The following is a 12,969-nucleotide window of genomic DNA, read 5'->3' as shown; positions in this document are numbered from 1 at the left end:
CGCCCCGGCGCTTTTTCTGGATACGACCTGTTCGCAGTCACAGGCGACGCCAGCGTCGAAGTGTCGGCCGGCGAACGCTCTACTACGCCAATTCCAGCTCGGTTTCCTTAGCGAAACGCTGGATTTCCCGCTGCCCGGCCGGGGTCACTTGCAAGGCTCGGGAGTCCTTGGGCAGCACCAGCCAGCCGGACTGCATGAACAGTTGCAGCACCGCCGCGCCCAGTGAACCGCCCAAGTGCGGGCGACGTTCACTCCAGTCCGGACAGGCACACGCCACCTGAGCCTTGCGATGAGCGAGGGCCTGGATGAATACCCCGCGGTTGGCCAGTTGCGTCGAGCCTTTGAGGGTCACCACGACCCGCTGCTCGATCTGTTCGAGCCAGCCGGCATCGAGCAGACGCTGATACAGATCGGCAGCCAGCGTGCCCCCCAGATGGTCATCGCAAAAGCGCGCACGCAGCAGTGAAGACGGCGCAGTCCGGGGATTGGCGCTCGGCGTCGAGCGTTTGAATACGTGAGGAATTTCTCGCGGTGCGCTGGCGATGGTGGCACTGGCCAGGGCTTCGATGGCCGCCGCAATCTCCGGGGCTGCCAGGCGGAAAAAGCGCTTGCGTCCACGGACCTCGACTTTCAACAGGCCCCCGGCGGACAAACGCCCCAGATGCGCACTGGCCGAGGATGGCGACAACCCTGCCAGCAGCGCCAGCTCTTCGGTCTGGCGTGCCGAGCCATCCATCAACGCCCACATCATCGCACTGCGCTTGGGGTCGGCCAGCAGCGTGGCGATCTGGCTGATGCAAGGTGCATGTTCCATGTGTTCACTCCCTGTTGAATCGTATCGTCTACTGCTCGAAGACATCTTGACCAGTAATGTGTCGTCGGCCAAGACGGGTAAAACGCCGTGAACCGGAGCACGCCAGGCCGGTGCTGCGGCACCCGTCAATGGAGTGTCCGCGGCGTTTGTACAGCGCTCGCCCGGCTCTGAAAAACCGGCCGGATTCAGTCCTGACCGGTTATCGGTGCAGGTTTGAGGCGGTCGCTAGTATAAGCGGGATGCACGCTGCTTCCTGCGCCGTGGCTGACACGAATGGTGATAGTTCCTGAGTGAAATTTCGCTAATTGCCTGCGACTAATGATCAACTTTCGGGAAATGGGGAAATTGACTACTCAATTCGGCGCATCGGCTGGCGAGCATCTCCCTCAAAAGGTTCACCGGCTTACTCAATTGTGCGCGATGGGCGCACAACAGATTCAGCGGAGCACGCTCACAGAGCAGCTCCGGCAGCAACACTTTGAGGCGCCCGGCGAGCACATCCGCGCCGACATCGAGCCACGATTTGTAGGCGATGCCCGCCCCCGCCACCGCCCACAACCGGACGACGTCGGCGTCATCACTGAAGCGATCGCCACTGACCGTCAGGCCGACTTCACGTTTACCGTCATGAAAACTCCAATGGTCGTGCACGCGGCTGCCGAGCATGTACAGCAGGCAGTTGTGCTGCGCCAGTTGTTCGAGCTGACGCGGTTCGCCGTGGCGCGCCAGGTACGCCGGCGATGCGCAGAGCACGCGGCGATTGTCCGGGGCGATGGGCAGGGCCACCAGGCTCGAATCTTCCGGCTCGCCATAGCGCAGGGCGATGTCCACCGGCTGGCGGAACAGGTCGGCGATGCGATCACCGAGCAACAGGCGCACGGTCAGTTTCGGATGCTCGCGCTGAAACTCGTCGAGCCATGGCAACAACAGGTTGCGCCCGAAATCCGAAGGCGCCGACAACTGCAGGATGCCGCTGACCTGATCCTGCGCGCTGGAGAGAAAACGCCGGCCTTCGTCCAGCGAACTCAACGCGGCCCGCGCGTATTCGAGAAAGCCTTCGCCCTCGGCGGTCAGGCGCAGGCTGCGGGTCGAGCGCGCCAGCAAACGCACGCCCAGTTGCTGTTCGATGCGTTTGAGCGCCGCGCTGGCCACAGCGGCAGACATGTCCATCACCCGCGCCGCTGCAGACAGGCTGCCCAGATCCGCCGCGCGCACGAACAACTGCAAATCGTCGAAACGCAGCATTCCCAGCCTCGATTATCAAAAAAATATTGAAAGAGACTGCTCTTTTAGCCGGTTTTATCGCGCCGAGAAATAGCCAATGATGGGTTCAAGCGAATTTATCCCGCGACCGGAGCCGCACATGTCCCAAGCATTCACCGCCATCGCCACCCTGATCGCCAAACCCGGCCAGCAGGACACCCTCGAAAACGCCCTGCGCGCACTGGTTGAACCGAGTCGCGCCGAAAAAGGCTGCAGCCAGTACGACCTGCACCGCGACCTCGCCGATCCGCTGACTTTCTATGTGATCGAACAATGGGCCAGCGAGGAAATCCTTTCGGCGCACAACGCCAGCGCGCATTTTCAGAACTTCCAGGCCGCCGCCGGCCACTGCATCGAACACTTCCAATTGAAACGCCTGGGCGCCATCGCCTGAGCCCTTCTTCTATTACCGTTATGGAGCAAGTCATGAAAGCCATCGCCTATTACGCCTCCCTGCCGATCAGCGACGAACAATCCCTGCAAGACATCGAACTGCCGGAGCCGGTCGCCGGCCCGCGCGACCTGCTGGTGGAAGTCAAAGCGATCTCGGTCAACCCGGTGGACACCAAGGTACGGCAGAACGTGGCGCCGGAGAACGGCGCGGCGAAAGTGCTGGGCTGGGACGTTGCCGGCGTGGTCAAGGCTGTCGGCAGTGAAGTGACGCTGTTCAAGGCTGGCGACAAAGTGTTCTACGCCGGCTCCATTGCCCGTGCCGGTGGCAACAGCGAACTGCACGTGGTTGATGAGCGCATCGTCGGCCACATGCCCAAGTCCCTGAGTTTCGCCGAAGCTGCCGCTCTGCCGTTGACCGCGATCACCGCGTGGGAGTTGTTGTTCGAACGCCTGCAGATCAGCGAAGGCAAAACCGATGTGGGCCAGAGCCTGCTGATCGTCGGTGCCGCTGGCGGCGTCGGTTCCATCCTCACCCAACTGGCCAGCCAGTTGACCGGCCTGAAGGTCATCGGCACCGCGTCCCGTGCGCAGACTCGCGACTGGGTGACGGAGCTGGGCGCCGACCGGGTGATCGACCATAGCCAGCCGTTGAGCGAAGAACTCAAGCGCGCCGGCATCGATCACGTGACCCACGTCGCCAGCTTGACCCAGACCGATCTGCACCTCGATCAACTGGTCGAGGCCCTGGCGCCGCAAGGCAAACTCGCGCTGATCGACGATCCGAAGTCGCTGGACGTGAGCCAGCTCAAGCGCAAGAGCCTGTCGCTGCATTGGGAGTTCATGTACACCCGATCGCTGTTCGAAACCCCGGACATGATCGAGCAGCACAAACTGCTCAACCGCGTGGCCGATCTGATTGATGCGGGGACTTTGAAAACGACGGTGGGCGAACATTTCGGCACGATCAACGCGACCAACCTGCGTCGCGCGCACGAGTTGCTGGAAAGTGGCAAAGCCAAGGGGAAAATTGTTTTAGAAAGTTTCTGAGAATCCGAAGGCCGCAATCAGCGCCAGACCCTTTAAGGGCTGGTGCTGTTTTTTGCCGTCAGTCAGATGCTTGAGCGTTGTCACAAATGCGATCGTATTCAGGTCTACAATCGAAGCCTCTGCGATGCATCTTTTACACAAGGGAGGTCAGCAATGAAGATCCTGATAAAAGAAGTGGCAAAGTCCCAATGGCAGGTTCGCCTGGACCAGCACGCCGTGACCTTTCGCAGTGAAGCCGAGGCCCTCGCCTTCACCCGCACCCTTGAAGCGCGCCTGCACGCGCCCCATCAGTTTCCCGACCCCGGACAGCAACGCGCCGCCGGCTGAAGGTTTCAGGCTTCGGCCTGTGCTTGCGCCAGCGCCCGGGCATTCTGCAAATGCCGGGTGTACATCGCAACGCTCACCACCAGTAATCCGCACAGACTGATGACCATGGCCATCGGCATGGCGCTGCCATCGTGCAGAACACCCACCAGCGAGGCCGCGCCGGAAGCCACGCTGAACTGCAGGCAACCCATCAGCGCCGAGGCACTGCCGGCCCGCGCGCCCTGACCGTTCATCGCGCAGGCCGCTGCGTTAGGCAGGATGCAGCCGAGGCTGGCAATGCACACGAACAACGGAAGCAACAACGGCCACAAGGCGTCGGTGTGCATCGAGCTGACCGCGAGCAAAGTCACACCGGCCAACAGATACACCCAGACCGCCCGCGCCAGCAGGAACGCCGGACCGCGCTTGGCCAACAGCCGCGCATTAACCTGGGCCACCAGAATGAAACCCGCGGCATTGGTGCCGAACAACCAGCCGAAATGCTCGGCCGGTACGCCGTAGAGCTTGATGAAGACGAACGGTGAACCGGCGATATAGGAAAACATCCCGGCGACGGCGATACCGCCGGTCAGGGCGTGGCCGAGAAACACCCGGTCGCCGAACAACCGGCCGTATTGGCGCAACGCACCGGACAACGGCTGGCGTGGCACATGGGCCGGCAGACTTTCCGGCAGACCCAGCGCCACAGCCAAGCCCGCCAGCGCACTGAAGCCGGTGAGCACGAGGAAGATCGACTGCCAGCCCGTGGTGTTGACCAGCAGACCGCCGAGCAGCGGCGCGAGGATCGGCGCCAACCCCATCACCAGCATCAACTGCGAGAAGACTTTCGCCGAACCAACCGCATCGCACTTGTCACTGACCACCGCCCGGGAAATCACCATCCCCGCGCAACCGCCCAGCGCCTGAACGAAACGCGCGCCGATCAGCCATTCCAGATTCGGTGCGTAGGCACAGGCCAGCGAGGCCAGGGTGAACAGGCCGACCCCGCCAAGCAACGGCAGGCGCCGCCCAAAACGGTCCGCCACCGGGCCGTAAAGCAACTGCCCGATCGACAGGCCGGCGAAATAGGCCGCCAGGGTCAGCTGCACATGCTTTTCATCAGTGCCAAAGGCCAGCGCCATCGACGGAAACGCGGGCAAATAGAAGTCGATCGCCAGCGGACCGAAGGCGCTCAAGGCACCGAGAATCAGAATGGTACGGAAGTTCATCAGGCATCCAGGTGGGATAGAAGTCGGCAGCCCGACAGTCTAGCCGCGCTGAGACACCTTGAACATTCCGATAGCTCGCTAACTATTAAAAATCAGATGACCTACACCTGAAACCTGTGGCGAGGGAGCTTGCTCCCGCTGGCCTGCGCAGCAGGCCCAGTGTTTTTCAATTGGAAAAAGGGCCGCTTCGCGACCCGACGGGAGCAAGCTCCCTCGCCACAGGGGATTTATCATTATCCGGCGAGTTTTACCGGGTAGCCTTCTTCACTGATCACCTCGATCACCTGCTCGGCACTCAGCGAACTCTCGACGCCGACTTCTTTGGCCCCCAGATCGACCCGCACGCTGGCCGCCGGATCTTTCGCCTGCACCGCGTTGGTAATGGCTTTGACGCAGTGACCGCAGGACATGCCTTGAACGTTGAACACTTGCATGGATGGACTCCTTTGAGTGAGGTTGCCGGCAGTGTCGAGCTTGCCACCATGGCAAGGTCAAGTTCTGCAGAAACCTGCCGGGCTGGCATTCGGCGCCGCGCTCAGCCAAGCTGCGTGCATCAATGACTCAAATTCAGGAGATTCAGCCATGCGCTGGTCAGCTTTCAGCCTGTTTGGCTTGCTCAGCCTCTTTGCCGCCCTGCCCCAGGCCAATGCGACCGGCGAGGACTACGCCGTACTGATCATCTCGCGCGAGCGTCTGGAAGTACCGACTCCCTGCGAGATTGGCGTGTACGTCAATGATGAACTGGCAGCGCGCCTGCTGCAGGAACAGACCACTTCGTTCAACCTGCCCCACGGCACGATTTCCATTCGGCTGAAACAGTTGCCTGGCCAGGTGCCGGGTTGCCAGGCAGGCATGCTCGCGCCGCCGGCGCAGGAGATCACGCTCAAGGCCGGCGATGTGCTCAAGTACCGGATCGCGGCAAATGCCAAAGGTTTGTACCTGCGACCTGCTGCCCTCGAATACTGAGTCAACCGCCGCGATCGGACGATCTTTTGCTTTTCAGATTGGCGCTTGACCTTGCCCGCATGGCAAGGTTGATCCTTGTAGGCATCTACTACAGGGAGTACGACCGATGTCCGATTCCACCACTTTCGATCTGCCGATTGCCGGCATGACCTGCGCCAGTTGCGCCGGGCGTGTCGAGCGGGCGTTGCGCAAAGTCAGCGGCGCCAGTGGCGTCAGCGTCAATCTCGCCACCGAACAGGCCCGCGTCCAGGCGCCCGGCGACAGCTTGCCGGCGTTGATGGAGGCGGTTGAACGCGCTGGTTACAGCGTGCCGCAGCAAACCGTGGAATTGACCATCGAAGGCATGACCTGCGCCTCGTGCGTCGGTCGCGTCGAGCGCGCCCTGAACAAAGTCCCCGGGGTGAAGAGCGTCAGCGTCAACCTCGCCAACGAACGTGCGCACCTCGAATGGCTCGGTCAGGTCGATATTCAGTCGCTGCTCGATGCTGTGAGCAAGGCCGGTTACTCGGCCAGCGTCTGGCAAGCCGAACATCCCGCCACCGATAACCAGCAACAGCGTCTGCACCATGAACGCTGGGCGCTGATCTGCGCCATCGCCTTGGCGTTGCCGTTGGTGCTGCCGATGCTGCTGCAACCGTTCGGCATTCACTGGATGCTCCCGGCCTGGGCGCAATTCGCCCTCGCCACCCCGGTGCAATTCATTTTCGGTGCACGGTTTTACGTGGCCGCGTGGAAAGCCGTGCGCGCCGGCGCCGGCAACATGGACTTGCTGGTCGCCCTCGGCACCAGCGCAGGCTATGGCTTGAGCCTGTACGAATGGGCCACCGCCGCCGGGCGCATGCCGCATCTGTATTTCGAAGCCTCAGCCGTGGTGATTGCCTTGGTGCTGCTCGGCAAATACCTGGAAAGCCGCGCCAAACGCCAGACCGCCAGCGCCATCCGCGCCCTCGAAGCCTTGCGCCCGGAGCGGGCGATTCAAGTGATCGACGGTCGCGAACAGGACGTGGCAATCAGTGCCCTGCGCCTCAACGATCTGGTTCTGGTCAAACCTGGCGAACGCTTTCCGGTGGACGGTGAAGTGCTGGAAGGCCAGAGCCACGCTGACGAAGCCTTGATCAGCGGTGAAAGCCTGCCAGTGCCAAAACAGCCGGGCGACACGGTCACCGGCGGCGCGATCAACGGTGAAGGTCGCCTGCTGGTGCGCACCACTGCCCTCGGTGCAGAAAGCGTGCTGGCGCGGATCATCCGTCTGGTGGAGGACGCTCAGGCGGCGAAAGCGCCGATCCAGAAACTGGTGGATAAAGTCAGCCAGGTGTTCGTGCCCACCGTGTTGCTGATCGCTTTGGCGACGCTGATCGGCTGGTGGCTGTACGGCGCGCCCATGGAAACGGCGTTGATCAATGCGGTCGCTGTGCTGGTGATTGCCTGTCCGTGTGCCCTCGGCCTTGCCACGCCAACAGCGATCATGGCCGGCACCGGCGTGGCGGCGCGTCACGGGATTCTGATCAAGGATGCCGAAGCGCTGGAACGTGCCCATGAAGTCGACAACGTGGTCTTCGACAAGACCGGCACGCTGACTTCCGGCACGCCACGCATCGCGCATTTGAGCGCGGTGGATGGCGATGAGAATACGTTGCTGACAACGGCTGGCGCCCTGCAACGCGGCAGCGAACATCCGCTGGCCAAAGCCGTGCTGGACGCGGCCGCCGAGCGTGGTCTGAACGTGCCGGATGTCAGCGACAGCCAGTCCCTGACCGGGCGTGGCATCGCCGGCAATCTTGGCGGTCGGCGTCTGGCGCTGGGCAATCGGCGTTTGCTGGAAGAAAGTGGCCTGAACGCGGGCAATCTCGCCGAATCCGCCGAGGCCTGGGAAAGCGAAGGCCGGACCTTGTCGTGGCTGATCGAGCAAAGTCCTGAACCGCGCGTAATCGGCCTGTTCGCCTTCGGTGACACGCTCAAGCCCGGCGCATTGCAAGCAGTGCAACAACTGACCGCCCGCGATATCCACAGCCATCTGCTGACGGGCGACAACCGTGGCAGCGCGACAGTGGTCGCCGAGGCTTTGGGCATCGAAAACGTGCACGCCGAAGTGCTGCCCGCCGACAAAGCCGCCACCGTCGCCGAACTGAAGAAAACCGGCGTGGTGGCAATGGTCGGCGATGGCATCAACGATGCCCCGGCACTGGCCGCAGCGGACATCGGTATCGCCATGGGCGGTGGCACCGACGTGGCGATGCATGCCGCCGGTATAACCCTGATGCGCGGCGATCCACGGCTGGTGCCGGCGGCACTGGAGATCAGCCGCAAGACCTACGCGAAGATTCGCCAGAACCTGTTCTGGGCCTTCGTCTACAACCTGATCGGCATTCCGCTGGCGGCGTTCGGCTTCCTCAACCCGGTGCTGGCCGGTGCGGCGATGGCACTGTCGAGCGTCAGCGTGGTGAGCAATGCGCTACTGTTGAAAACCTGGAAACCGAAGGATCTGGAGGAGCACCGATGAACATCGGCCAAGCGGCCCGACACAGTGGCCTGAGCGCGAAGATGATCCGCTATTACGAGTCGATCGGCCTGCTCAAGGCGGCCCATCGCACCGACAGCGGCTACCGGGTCTACAGCGATGATGACCTGCACACCCTGGCGTTCATCAAGCGTTCGCGGGACTTGGGGTTTTCCCTGGAGGAAGTCGGCAAGCTGCTGACCCTGTGGCAGGATCGCCAACGTGCCAGTGCCGATGTGAAAGCGCTAGCGCGTCAGCACATCGACGAACTGAATCAGAAGATCCGCGAACTCGGCGAGTTGCGCGACACCCTGCAGGATCTGGTCGAGCACTGTAATGGCGACCATCGTCCCGACTGTCCGATCCTCAAGGAGCTGGCGTCGGGCTGCTGCGCGCAACCCGCCCGCGCCTGAGCGCCAGCAACTTCACGGTCAACAGCGTACCGAGCGGGATGCCGTGGAACAGCATGACCACGGCACCCGGCGTCCACCATTCGTAGAACGGCGCGGCAATCAGCATGCCGACGCCAAACCCGGTCATTTGCAGCAAGGTCAGGAAACTGAAAATCGGCAGACGCAAATGCTCAGGCTCACGTTGCAGGCGCGACATCAGGCCGACTTCGGAAACGCCATCACCCAACCCCGCCGGCAGGGAAAACAGCAGCAGGCCGAGCAGGCTGTGCTGCTGGAACATCAGGATAAAACCGCAGGACATCAACGCCACCCCGAAGAAATACCGTCGCTCCAGATCACGGTTATCCGTGCCTTTGAGGCGACTGGCAATCCGTGCGCCGAGCAGTTTGCCGCTGGCCCACACCGCTAGCATCAGGCCCAGCGTGGTGCTGGCCGAATCGGGTGTCAGCAGTCTGGAGATGATCGGGAACCCGACGTTGTGCGCGGCACTGCCCAAGGTGTCGGCCATGGTCACGGCGAGCATCGCCGCAATCACCGGGGCACTGCGCAGGCCTTGTTTCAGGGCTGACCATTCGCCGCGTTCGCTGGCCGATTGTTCGCTGACTTCTGCAGCGGCGAAGCGCAACGGCGCAATCAACAGCGCCGCCAGCAGATAGGTCAGTGCGTTGAGCGCGAACACCGTTTCGAAGCCGAATGCCGCCACCAGCAACCCCGAGACCAGACTGCCGCCAACCATCGCCGCCGATGACGCCGAGGTGATCCAGGCGTTGGTTTTCAGTAGCTGCGCCGGGGCGATCAGCCTCGGCAACTGGCTGTTGAGGCCGATGGCGAACATCGAGTTGCCAAAGCCCAGGCCGAAAGCGATTACCGGCAACAGCAACGCCTGCTGGCTCACTGGCAGGATCAACAGCAGACCGAGCAACGTCGCACGCAAAAGATCGAAGACAATCAACGGCATCCGGCCATTCCAGCGCCGGTAGAAGCGCGTACCGATCAGACTGGCAAAAATCCCCCCGCCAACCCGGCTGGCGAGAAAGATCCCGACGCTCATGGCGCTGTTGCTCAGCAGGTAAACGTAAGTCGCCAGCGCGACCATGTTGAGGAAAGCGCCGAAGTCTGAGATCAAACGGGCGGTGATGATCAGGCGGGCGTTCACATTCAATCCTTGAGTGTGCGGGGGCGGACAAGATTCCCATATAACGTCCATAGATACCACCGCCCCCTGTGGGAGCTGGCTTGCCAGCGAAGAGGCCGGTACATCCGATAAAATTTTCAGCTGAACCACCGCTATCGCTGGCAAGCCAGCTCCCACAGTGAGGTGTGGTGACGGAATATACGGGCACAAAAAACCCGGCCGAAGCCGGGTTTCTGTTCAAGCGCTTACTGCATCCACGGTGGCGGCGGTGGTTCGTCGGACTTGCCTTTGGGCTGGTCATCCGCCGCACGGATCGCCTGCTTGCGCTCTTCGTCGAGCCGCGCCGCTTCGATCTCGCGCAATACACCGCCAACATCAGCCAGATCTTCCGGATCGTCGAACTCACCGGTCAGCACGCTGTTGGGATGCAAGGTGCCGGCTTCGTACAACGCCCACATTTCTTTCGCGTAGCGGGTCTGCTTCAGCTCCGGGGCAAAGCGCCCGAAGTACGAAGCCATGTTGCCCACATCGCGCTCGAGCATGCTGAACGCGTGGTTGTTGCCGGCGGCATCCACTGCCTGCGGCAGGTCGATGATTACCGGGCCGGTCGGGGTCAGCAGCACGTTGAACTCCGAGAGGTCACCGTGCACCAGACCGGTACACAACATCAGCACGATCTGCGAGATCAGGAACGCGTGATATTCGCGGGCCTGATCCGGCTCCAGCACCACGTCGTTCAGACGCGGCGCCGCATCGCCATACTCGTCGGCCACCAGCTCCATCAGCAGCACGCCATCGAGAAAGTCGTACGGCTTGGGCACTCGCACACCGGCACCGGCCAGACGGAACAACGCCGCGACTTCGGCGTTCTGCCAGGCGTCTTCGGTCTCCTTGCGACCGAATTTCGAACCCTTGGCCATCGCCCGGGCCTGCCGGCTGTTACGCACCTTGCGGCCTTCCTGATACTCGGCTGCCTGGCGGAAACTGCGTTTGTTCGCCTCCTTGTAAACCTTCGCGCAACGTAACTGGTTACCGCAGCGCACCACATAAACAGCTGCTTCTTTACCACTCATGAGTGGGCGCAGCACTTCGTCGACCAGACCGTCTTCGATCAGGGGTTCAATGCGTTTTGGAGTCTTCATCAGCTTTTATTGTGGGTCCTTTATTACCAAACACGCGAATGTCACTCGTTATACGGCAATCCTCGCGCTACGGGGAGGGGTTGCCGACCTGTGAACCCTGTGGATGCACACACTGTGCCGAAATAATCGAGCTTTGCCGATCATAGCCGAGCCGACCTTGCTTGTAGTTATCGGCTGTCGAGGGCATTTGCGACAGAATCTGACACGCAGCGGTGATGAAAAGATTCAAGGTCAAAAGATCGCAGCCTGCGGCAGCTCCTGCATGAAATTGGCGTCGAAGGCTGCGATCTTTTAGCGTTCGATGATTGCGGTGACACCCTGCCCCCCAGCCGCGCAGATCGAGATCAGCCCCCTGCCCTTGCCTGCCGCATCCAGCAGTTTCGCCATGTTTGCGACAATCCGCCCACCGGTCGCGGCAAACGGATGCCCCGCCGCCAGCGAGCTGCCTTTCACATTCAACCGGCTGCGATCGATCGAGCCCAGCGGTGCGTCCAGCCCCAAACGCGTCTTGCAATATTCAGGGTCTTCCCAGGCCTTGAGCGTGCACAGCACCTGGGCGGCGAACGCTTCGTGAATTTCGTAGTAATCGAAGTCCTGCAGGGTCAGCCCATTACGTGCCAGCAGGCGCGGCACGGCATACACCGGCGCCATCAACAGGCCTTCGGCGCCGTTGACGAAATCCACCGCCGCCGCTTCGCCATCGCGCAGATAGGCGAGGATCGGCAAGCCACGCTCCTTCGCCCATTCCTCGCTGCCCAGCAGCACCACCGAGGCGCCGTCGGTGAGCGGCGTGGAGTTGCCCGCCGTCAGCGTGCCCTTGGCGCTTTGTTCGAAAGCGGGTTTGAGCGTGGCGAGTTTTTCCAGGGTCAGGTCCGGGCGCAGATTGTTGTCGCGGGTCAGGCCGAGGAACGGCGTCATCAGATCGTTGTGCCAACCTTCGCTGTAGGAGGCAGCGAGTTTGTGATGGCTTTCGAGGGCCAGTTGATCCTGCTCTTCACGGGGAATGTTCCAGGTCTGCGCCATCAGTTCGCAGTGCTGGCCCATCGACAGGCCGGTACGCGGTTCGCCGTTACGCGGGAATTCCGGGATCAGGTGCCGCGGACGCAGTTGCAGAAAGGTTTTCAGCTTGTCGCCGGTGGTCTTGGCGCGGTTGGCCTGCAGGAGGATTTTGCGCAAGCCTTCGCTGACGCTGATCGGCGCGTCCGAGGTGGTGTCGACGCCACCGGCAATGCCGCAGTCGATCTGGCCGAGGGCGATTTTGTTGGCCACCAGCAGCGCCGCTTCCAGCCCGGTACCGCAAGCTTGCTGGATGTCATAGGCCGGGGTGGCCGGTGACAGCCGCGAGCCGAGCACGCACTCGCGGGTCAGATTCATATCCCGTGACAATTTAAGCACCGCCCCCGCCACCACTTCGCCGATGCGCAGGCCGTGCAGGTTGTAGCGTTCGATCAGGCCTTCAAGCGCGGCGGTGAGCATCACCTGATTGCTGGCAGTGGCGTACGGCCCGTTGGAGCGGGCGAAAGGAATACGGTTACCGCCGATGATGGCGACGCGGCGCAGCTGACTCATGAAAAGCTCCTTGTTGATCCGAATTCATGGAATCCCTGTGGGAGCTGGCTTGCCAGCGATGGGGCCGGCACATCCAGCATTTCCAGTGGCTGACACTGCGCCATCGCTGGCAAGCCAGCTCCCAGAGGGACGGTGGTCTACTCTGCTGTTCTAGCGTAGGCCTTATTGCGTGGATCGAACGATTGATTGCCGTTG

Annotated in this window: 13 protein-coding genes; 6 read left to right on the top strand and 7 right to left on the bottom strand. The window is 62.0% G+C overall.

Features of this window, described 5'->3' with window-relative positions:
- Window positions 1–82 precede the first annotated feature (82 nt).
- Together ABV589_RS18535 and ABV589_RS18530 are read right to left on the bottom strand one after the other, a co-directional pair.
- Entirely contained in the window at window positions 83–814 is a 732-nt protein-coding gene (locus ABV589_RS18535; RefSeq protein WP_007962957.1) for a helix-turn-helix transcriptional regulator, read from the bottom strand.
- A gap of 315 nt (window positions 815–1,129) precedes the next feature.
- Entirely contained in the window at window positions 1,130–2,059 is a 930-nt protein-coding gene (locus ABV589_RS18530; protein ID WP_007962958.1) for a LysR family transcriptional regulator, read from the bottom strand.
- Between the two features lie 118 nt (window positions 2,060–2,177).
- On the opposite strand from ABV589_RS18530, the gene ABV589_RS18525 reads away from it, so the two are divergent.
- From ABV589_RS18525 to ABV589_RS18515, 3 genes are all read left to right on the top strand, one after another.
- Window positions 2,178–2,471: a putative quinol monooxygenase gene (locus ABV589_RS18525; protein ID WP_367082954.1), complete on the top strand. Its 294-nt coding sequence runs from the start codon at window positions 2,178–2,180 to the stop codon at window positions 2,469–2,471.
- 32 nt (window positions 2,472–2,503) lie between these two features.
- Window positions 2,504–3,517, top strand: a complete 1,014-nt coding sequence (locus ABV589_RS18520; RefSeq protein ID WP_367082952.1) for a zinc-binding alcohol dehydrogenase family protein — start codon at window positions 2,504–2,506, stop codon at window positions 3,515–3,517.
- Window positions 3,518–3,670: 153 nt separating this feature from the next.
- Window positions 3,671–3,844, top strand: a complete 174-nt coding sequence (locus ABV589_RS18515; protein ID WP_007962962.1) for a hypothetical protein — start codon at window positions 3,671–3,673, stop codon at window positions 3,842–3,844.
- Window positions 3,845–3,849: 5 nt separating this feature from the next.
- On the opposite strand, the gene ABV589_RS18510 is transcribed toward ABV589_RS18515, so the two are convergent.
- A complete protein-coding gene (locus tag ABV589_RS18510; protein ID WP_367082950.1) occupies window positions 3,850–5,052 on the bottom strand; it encodes a multidrug effflux MFS transporter in 1,203 nt (400 codons plus the stop codon).
- A 233-nt stretch (window positions 5,053–5,285) separates the two neighbouring features.
- Window positions 5,286–5,486 (bottom strand): heavy-metal-associated domain-containing protein, encoded by a 201-nt coding sequence (locus ABV589_RS18505; protein ID WP_007962964.1) that lies wholly within the window; start codon window positions 5,484–5,486, stop codon window positions 5,286–5,288.
- A gap of 148 nt (window positions 5,487–5,634) precedes the next feature.
- On the opposite strand from ABV589_RS18505, the gene ABV589_RS18500 reads away from it, so the two are divergent.
- The 3 genes from ABV589_RS18500 (at window position 5,635) to cueR (ending at window position 8,928) form a co-directional block, all read left to right on the top strand.
- Entirely contained in the window at window positions 5,635–6,018 is a 384-nt protein-coding gene (locus ABV589_RS18500; RefSeq protein WP_367082949.1) for a hypothetical protein, read from the top strand.
- A 106-nt stretch (window positions 6,019–6,124) separates the two neighbouring features.
- Window positions 6,125–8,518 carry a heavy metal translocating P-type ATPase gene (locus ABV589_RS18495; protein WP_367082947.1) on the top strand — a complete coding sequence of 798 codons (2,394 nt, stop codon included), beginning with the start codon at window positions 6,125–6,127 and terminating at the stop codon, window positions 8,516–8,518.
- Window positions 8,515–8,928 carry a Cu(I)-responsive transcriptional regulator gene (cueR, locus tag ABV589_RS18490; RefSeq protein ID WP_007962968.1) on the top strand — a complete coding sequence of 138 codons (414 nt, stop codon included), beginning with the start codon at window positions 8,515–8,517 and terminating at the stop codon, window positions 8,926–8,928. The genes ABV589_RS18495 and cueR overlap by 4 nt, the downstream gene beginning before the upstream one ends.
- On the opposite strand, the gene ABV589_RS18485 is transcribed toward cueR, so the two are convergent.
- The 3 genes from ABV589_RS18485 to ABV589_RS18475 form a co-directional block, all read right to left on the bottom strand.
- Complete coding sequence (locus ABV589_RS18485; protein WP_367086216.1) at window positions 8,882–10,024, bottom strand: MFS transporter; 1,143 nt, start codon at window positions 10,022–10,024, stop codon at window positions 8,882–8,884. The two genes, cueR and ABV589_RS18485, sit on opposite strands and share 47 nt — an antisense overlap.
- 284 nt (window positions 10,025–10,308) lie before the next feature.
- Window positions 10,309–11,205, bottom strand: a complete 897-nt coding sequence (locus tag ABV589_RS18480; RefSeq protein WP_367082945.1) for a PA4780 family RIO1-like protein kinase — start codon at window positions 11,203–11,205, stop codon at window positions 10,309–10,311.
- Window positions 11,206–11,496: 291 nt separating this feature from the next.
- The gene (locus tag ABV589_RS18475; RefSeq protein ID WP_367082943.1) at window positions 11,497–12,774 is read right to left on the bottom strand and encodes an acetyl-CoA C-acetyltransferase; all 1,278 of its coding nucleotides are present in this window, start codon (window positions 12,772–12,774) and stop codon (window positions 11,497–11,499) included.
- Between the last annotated feature and the right edge of the window lie 195 nt (window positions 12,775–12,969).

Origin of the sequence: Pseudomonas sp. HOU2, from assembly GCF_040729435.1 — a bacterium.
In the GTDB taxonomy this organism is placed as follows: Bacteria; Pseudomonadota; Gammaproteobacteria; order Pseudomonadales; family Pseudomonadaceae; genus Aquipseudomonas.
The sequence above is the reverse complement of the archived record's forward strand: the minus strand, read 5'-3'. Positions and strand labels throughout refer to the sequence as shown.

Excerpts from the sequence above, each read along its gene's own strand:
- ABV589_RS18535 (WP_007962957.1), bottom strand. The coding sequence starts at position 814 with ATGGAACATGCACCTTGCATCAGCCAGATCGCCACGCTGCTGGCCGAC.
- ABV589_RS18530 (WP_007962958.1), bottom strand. The coding sequence starts at position 2,059 with ATGCTGCGTTTCGACGATTTGCAGTTGTTCGTGCGCGCGGCGGATCTG.
- ABV589_RS18525 (WP_367082954.1), top strand. The coding sequence starts at position 2,178 with ATGTCCCAAGCATTCACCGCCATCGCCACCCTGATCGCCAAACCCGGC.
- ABV589_RS18520 (WP_367082952.1), top strand. The coding sequence starts at position 2,504 with ATGAAAGCCATCGCCTATTACGCCTCCCTGCCGATCAGCGACGAACAA.
- ABV589_RS18515 (WP_007962962.1), top strand. The coding sequence starts at position 3,671 with ATGAAGATCCTGATAAAAGAAGTGGCAAAGTCCCAATGGCAGGTTCGC.
- ABV589_RS18510 (WP_367082950.1), bottom strand. The coding sequence starts at position 5,052 with ATGAACTTCCGTACCATTCTGATTCTCGGTGCCTTGAGCGCCTTCGGT.
- ABV589_RS18505 (WP_007962964.1), bottom strand. The coding sequence starts at position 5,486 with ATGCAAGTGTTCAACGTTCAAGGCATGTCCTGCGGTCACTGCGTCAAA.
- ABV589_RS18500 (WP_367082949.1), top strand. The coding sequence starts at position 5,635 with ATGCGCTGGTCAGCTTTCAGCCTGTTTGGCTTGCTCAGCCTCTTTGCC.
- ABV589_RS18495 (WP_367082947.1), top strand. The coding sequence starts at position 6,125 with ATGTCCGATTCCACCACTTTCGATCTGCCGATTGCCGGCATGACCTGC.
- cueR (WP_007962968.1), top strand. The coding sequence starts at position 8,515 with ATGAACATCGGCCAAGCGGCCCGACACAGTGGCCTGAGCGCGAAGATG.
- ABV589_RS18485 (WP_367086216.1), bottom strand. The coding sequence starts at position 10,024 with ATGGTCGCGCTGGCGACTTACGTTTACCTGCTGAGCAACAGCGCCATG.
- ABV589_RS18480 (WP_367082945.1), bottom strand. The coding sequence starts at position 11,205 with ATGAAGACTCCAAAACGCATTGAACCCCTGATCGAAGACGGTCTGGTC.
- ABV589_RS18475 (WP_367082943.1), bottom strand. The coding sequence starts at position 12,774 with ATGAGTCAGCTGCGCCGCGTCGCCATCATCGGCGGTAACCGTATTCCT.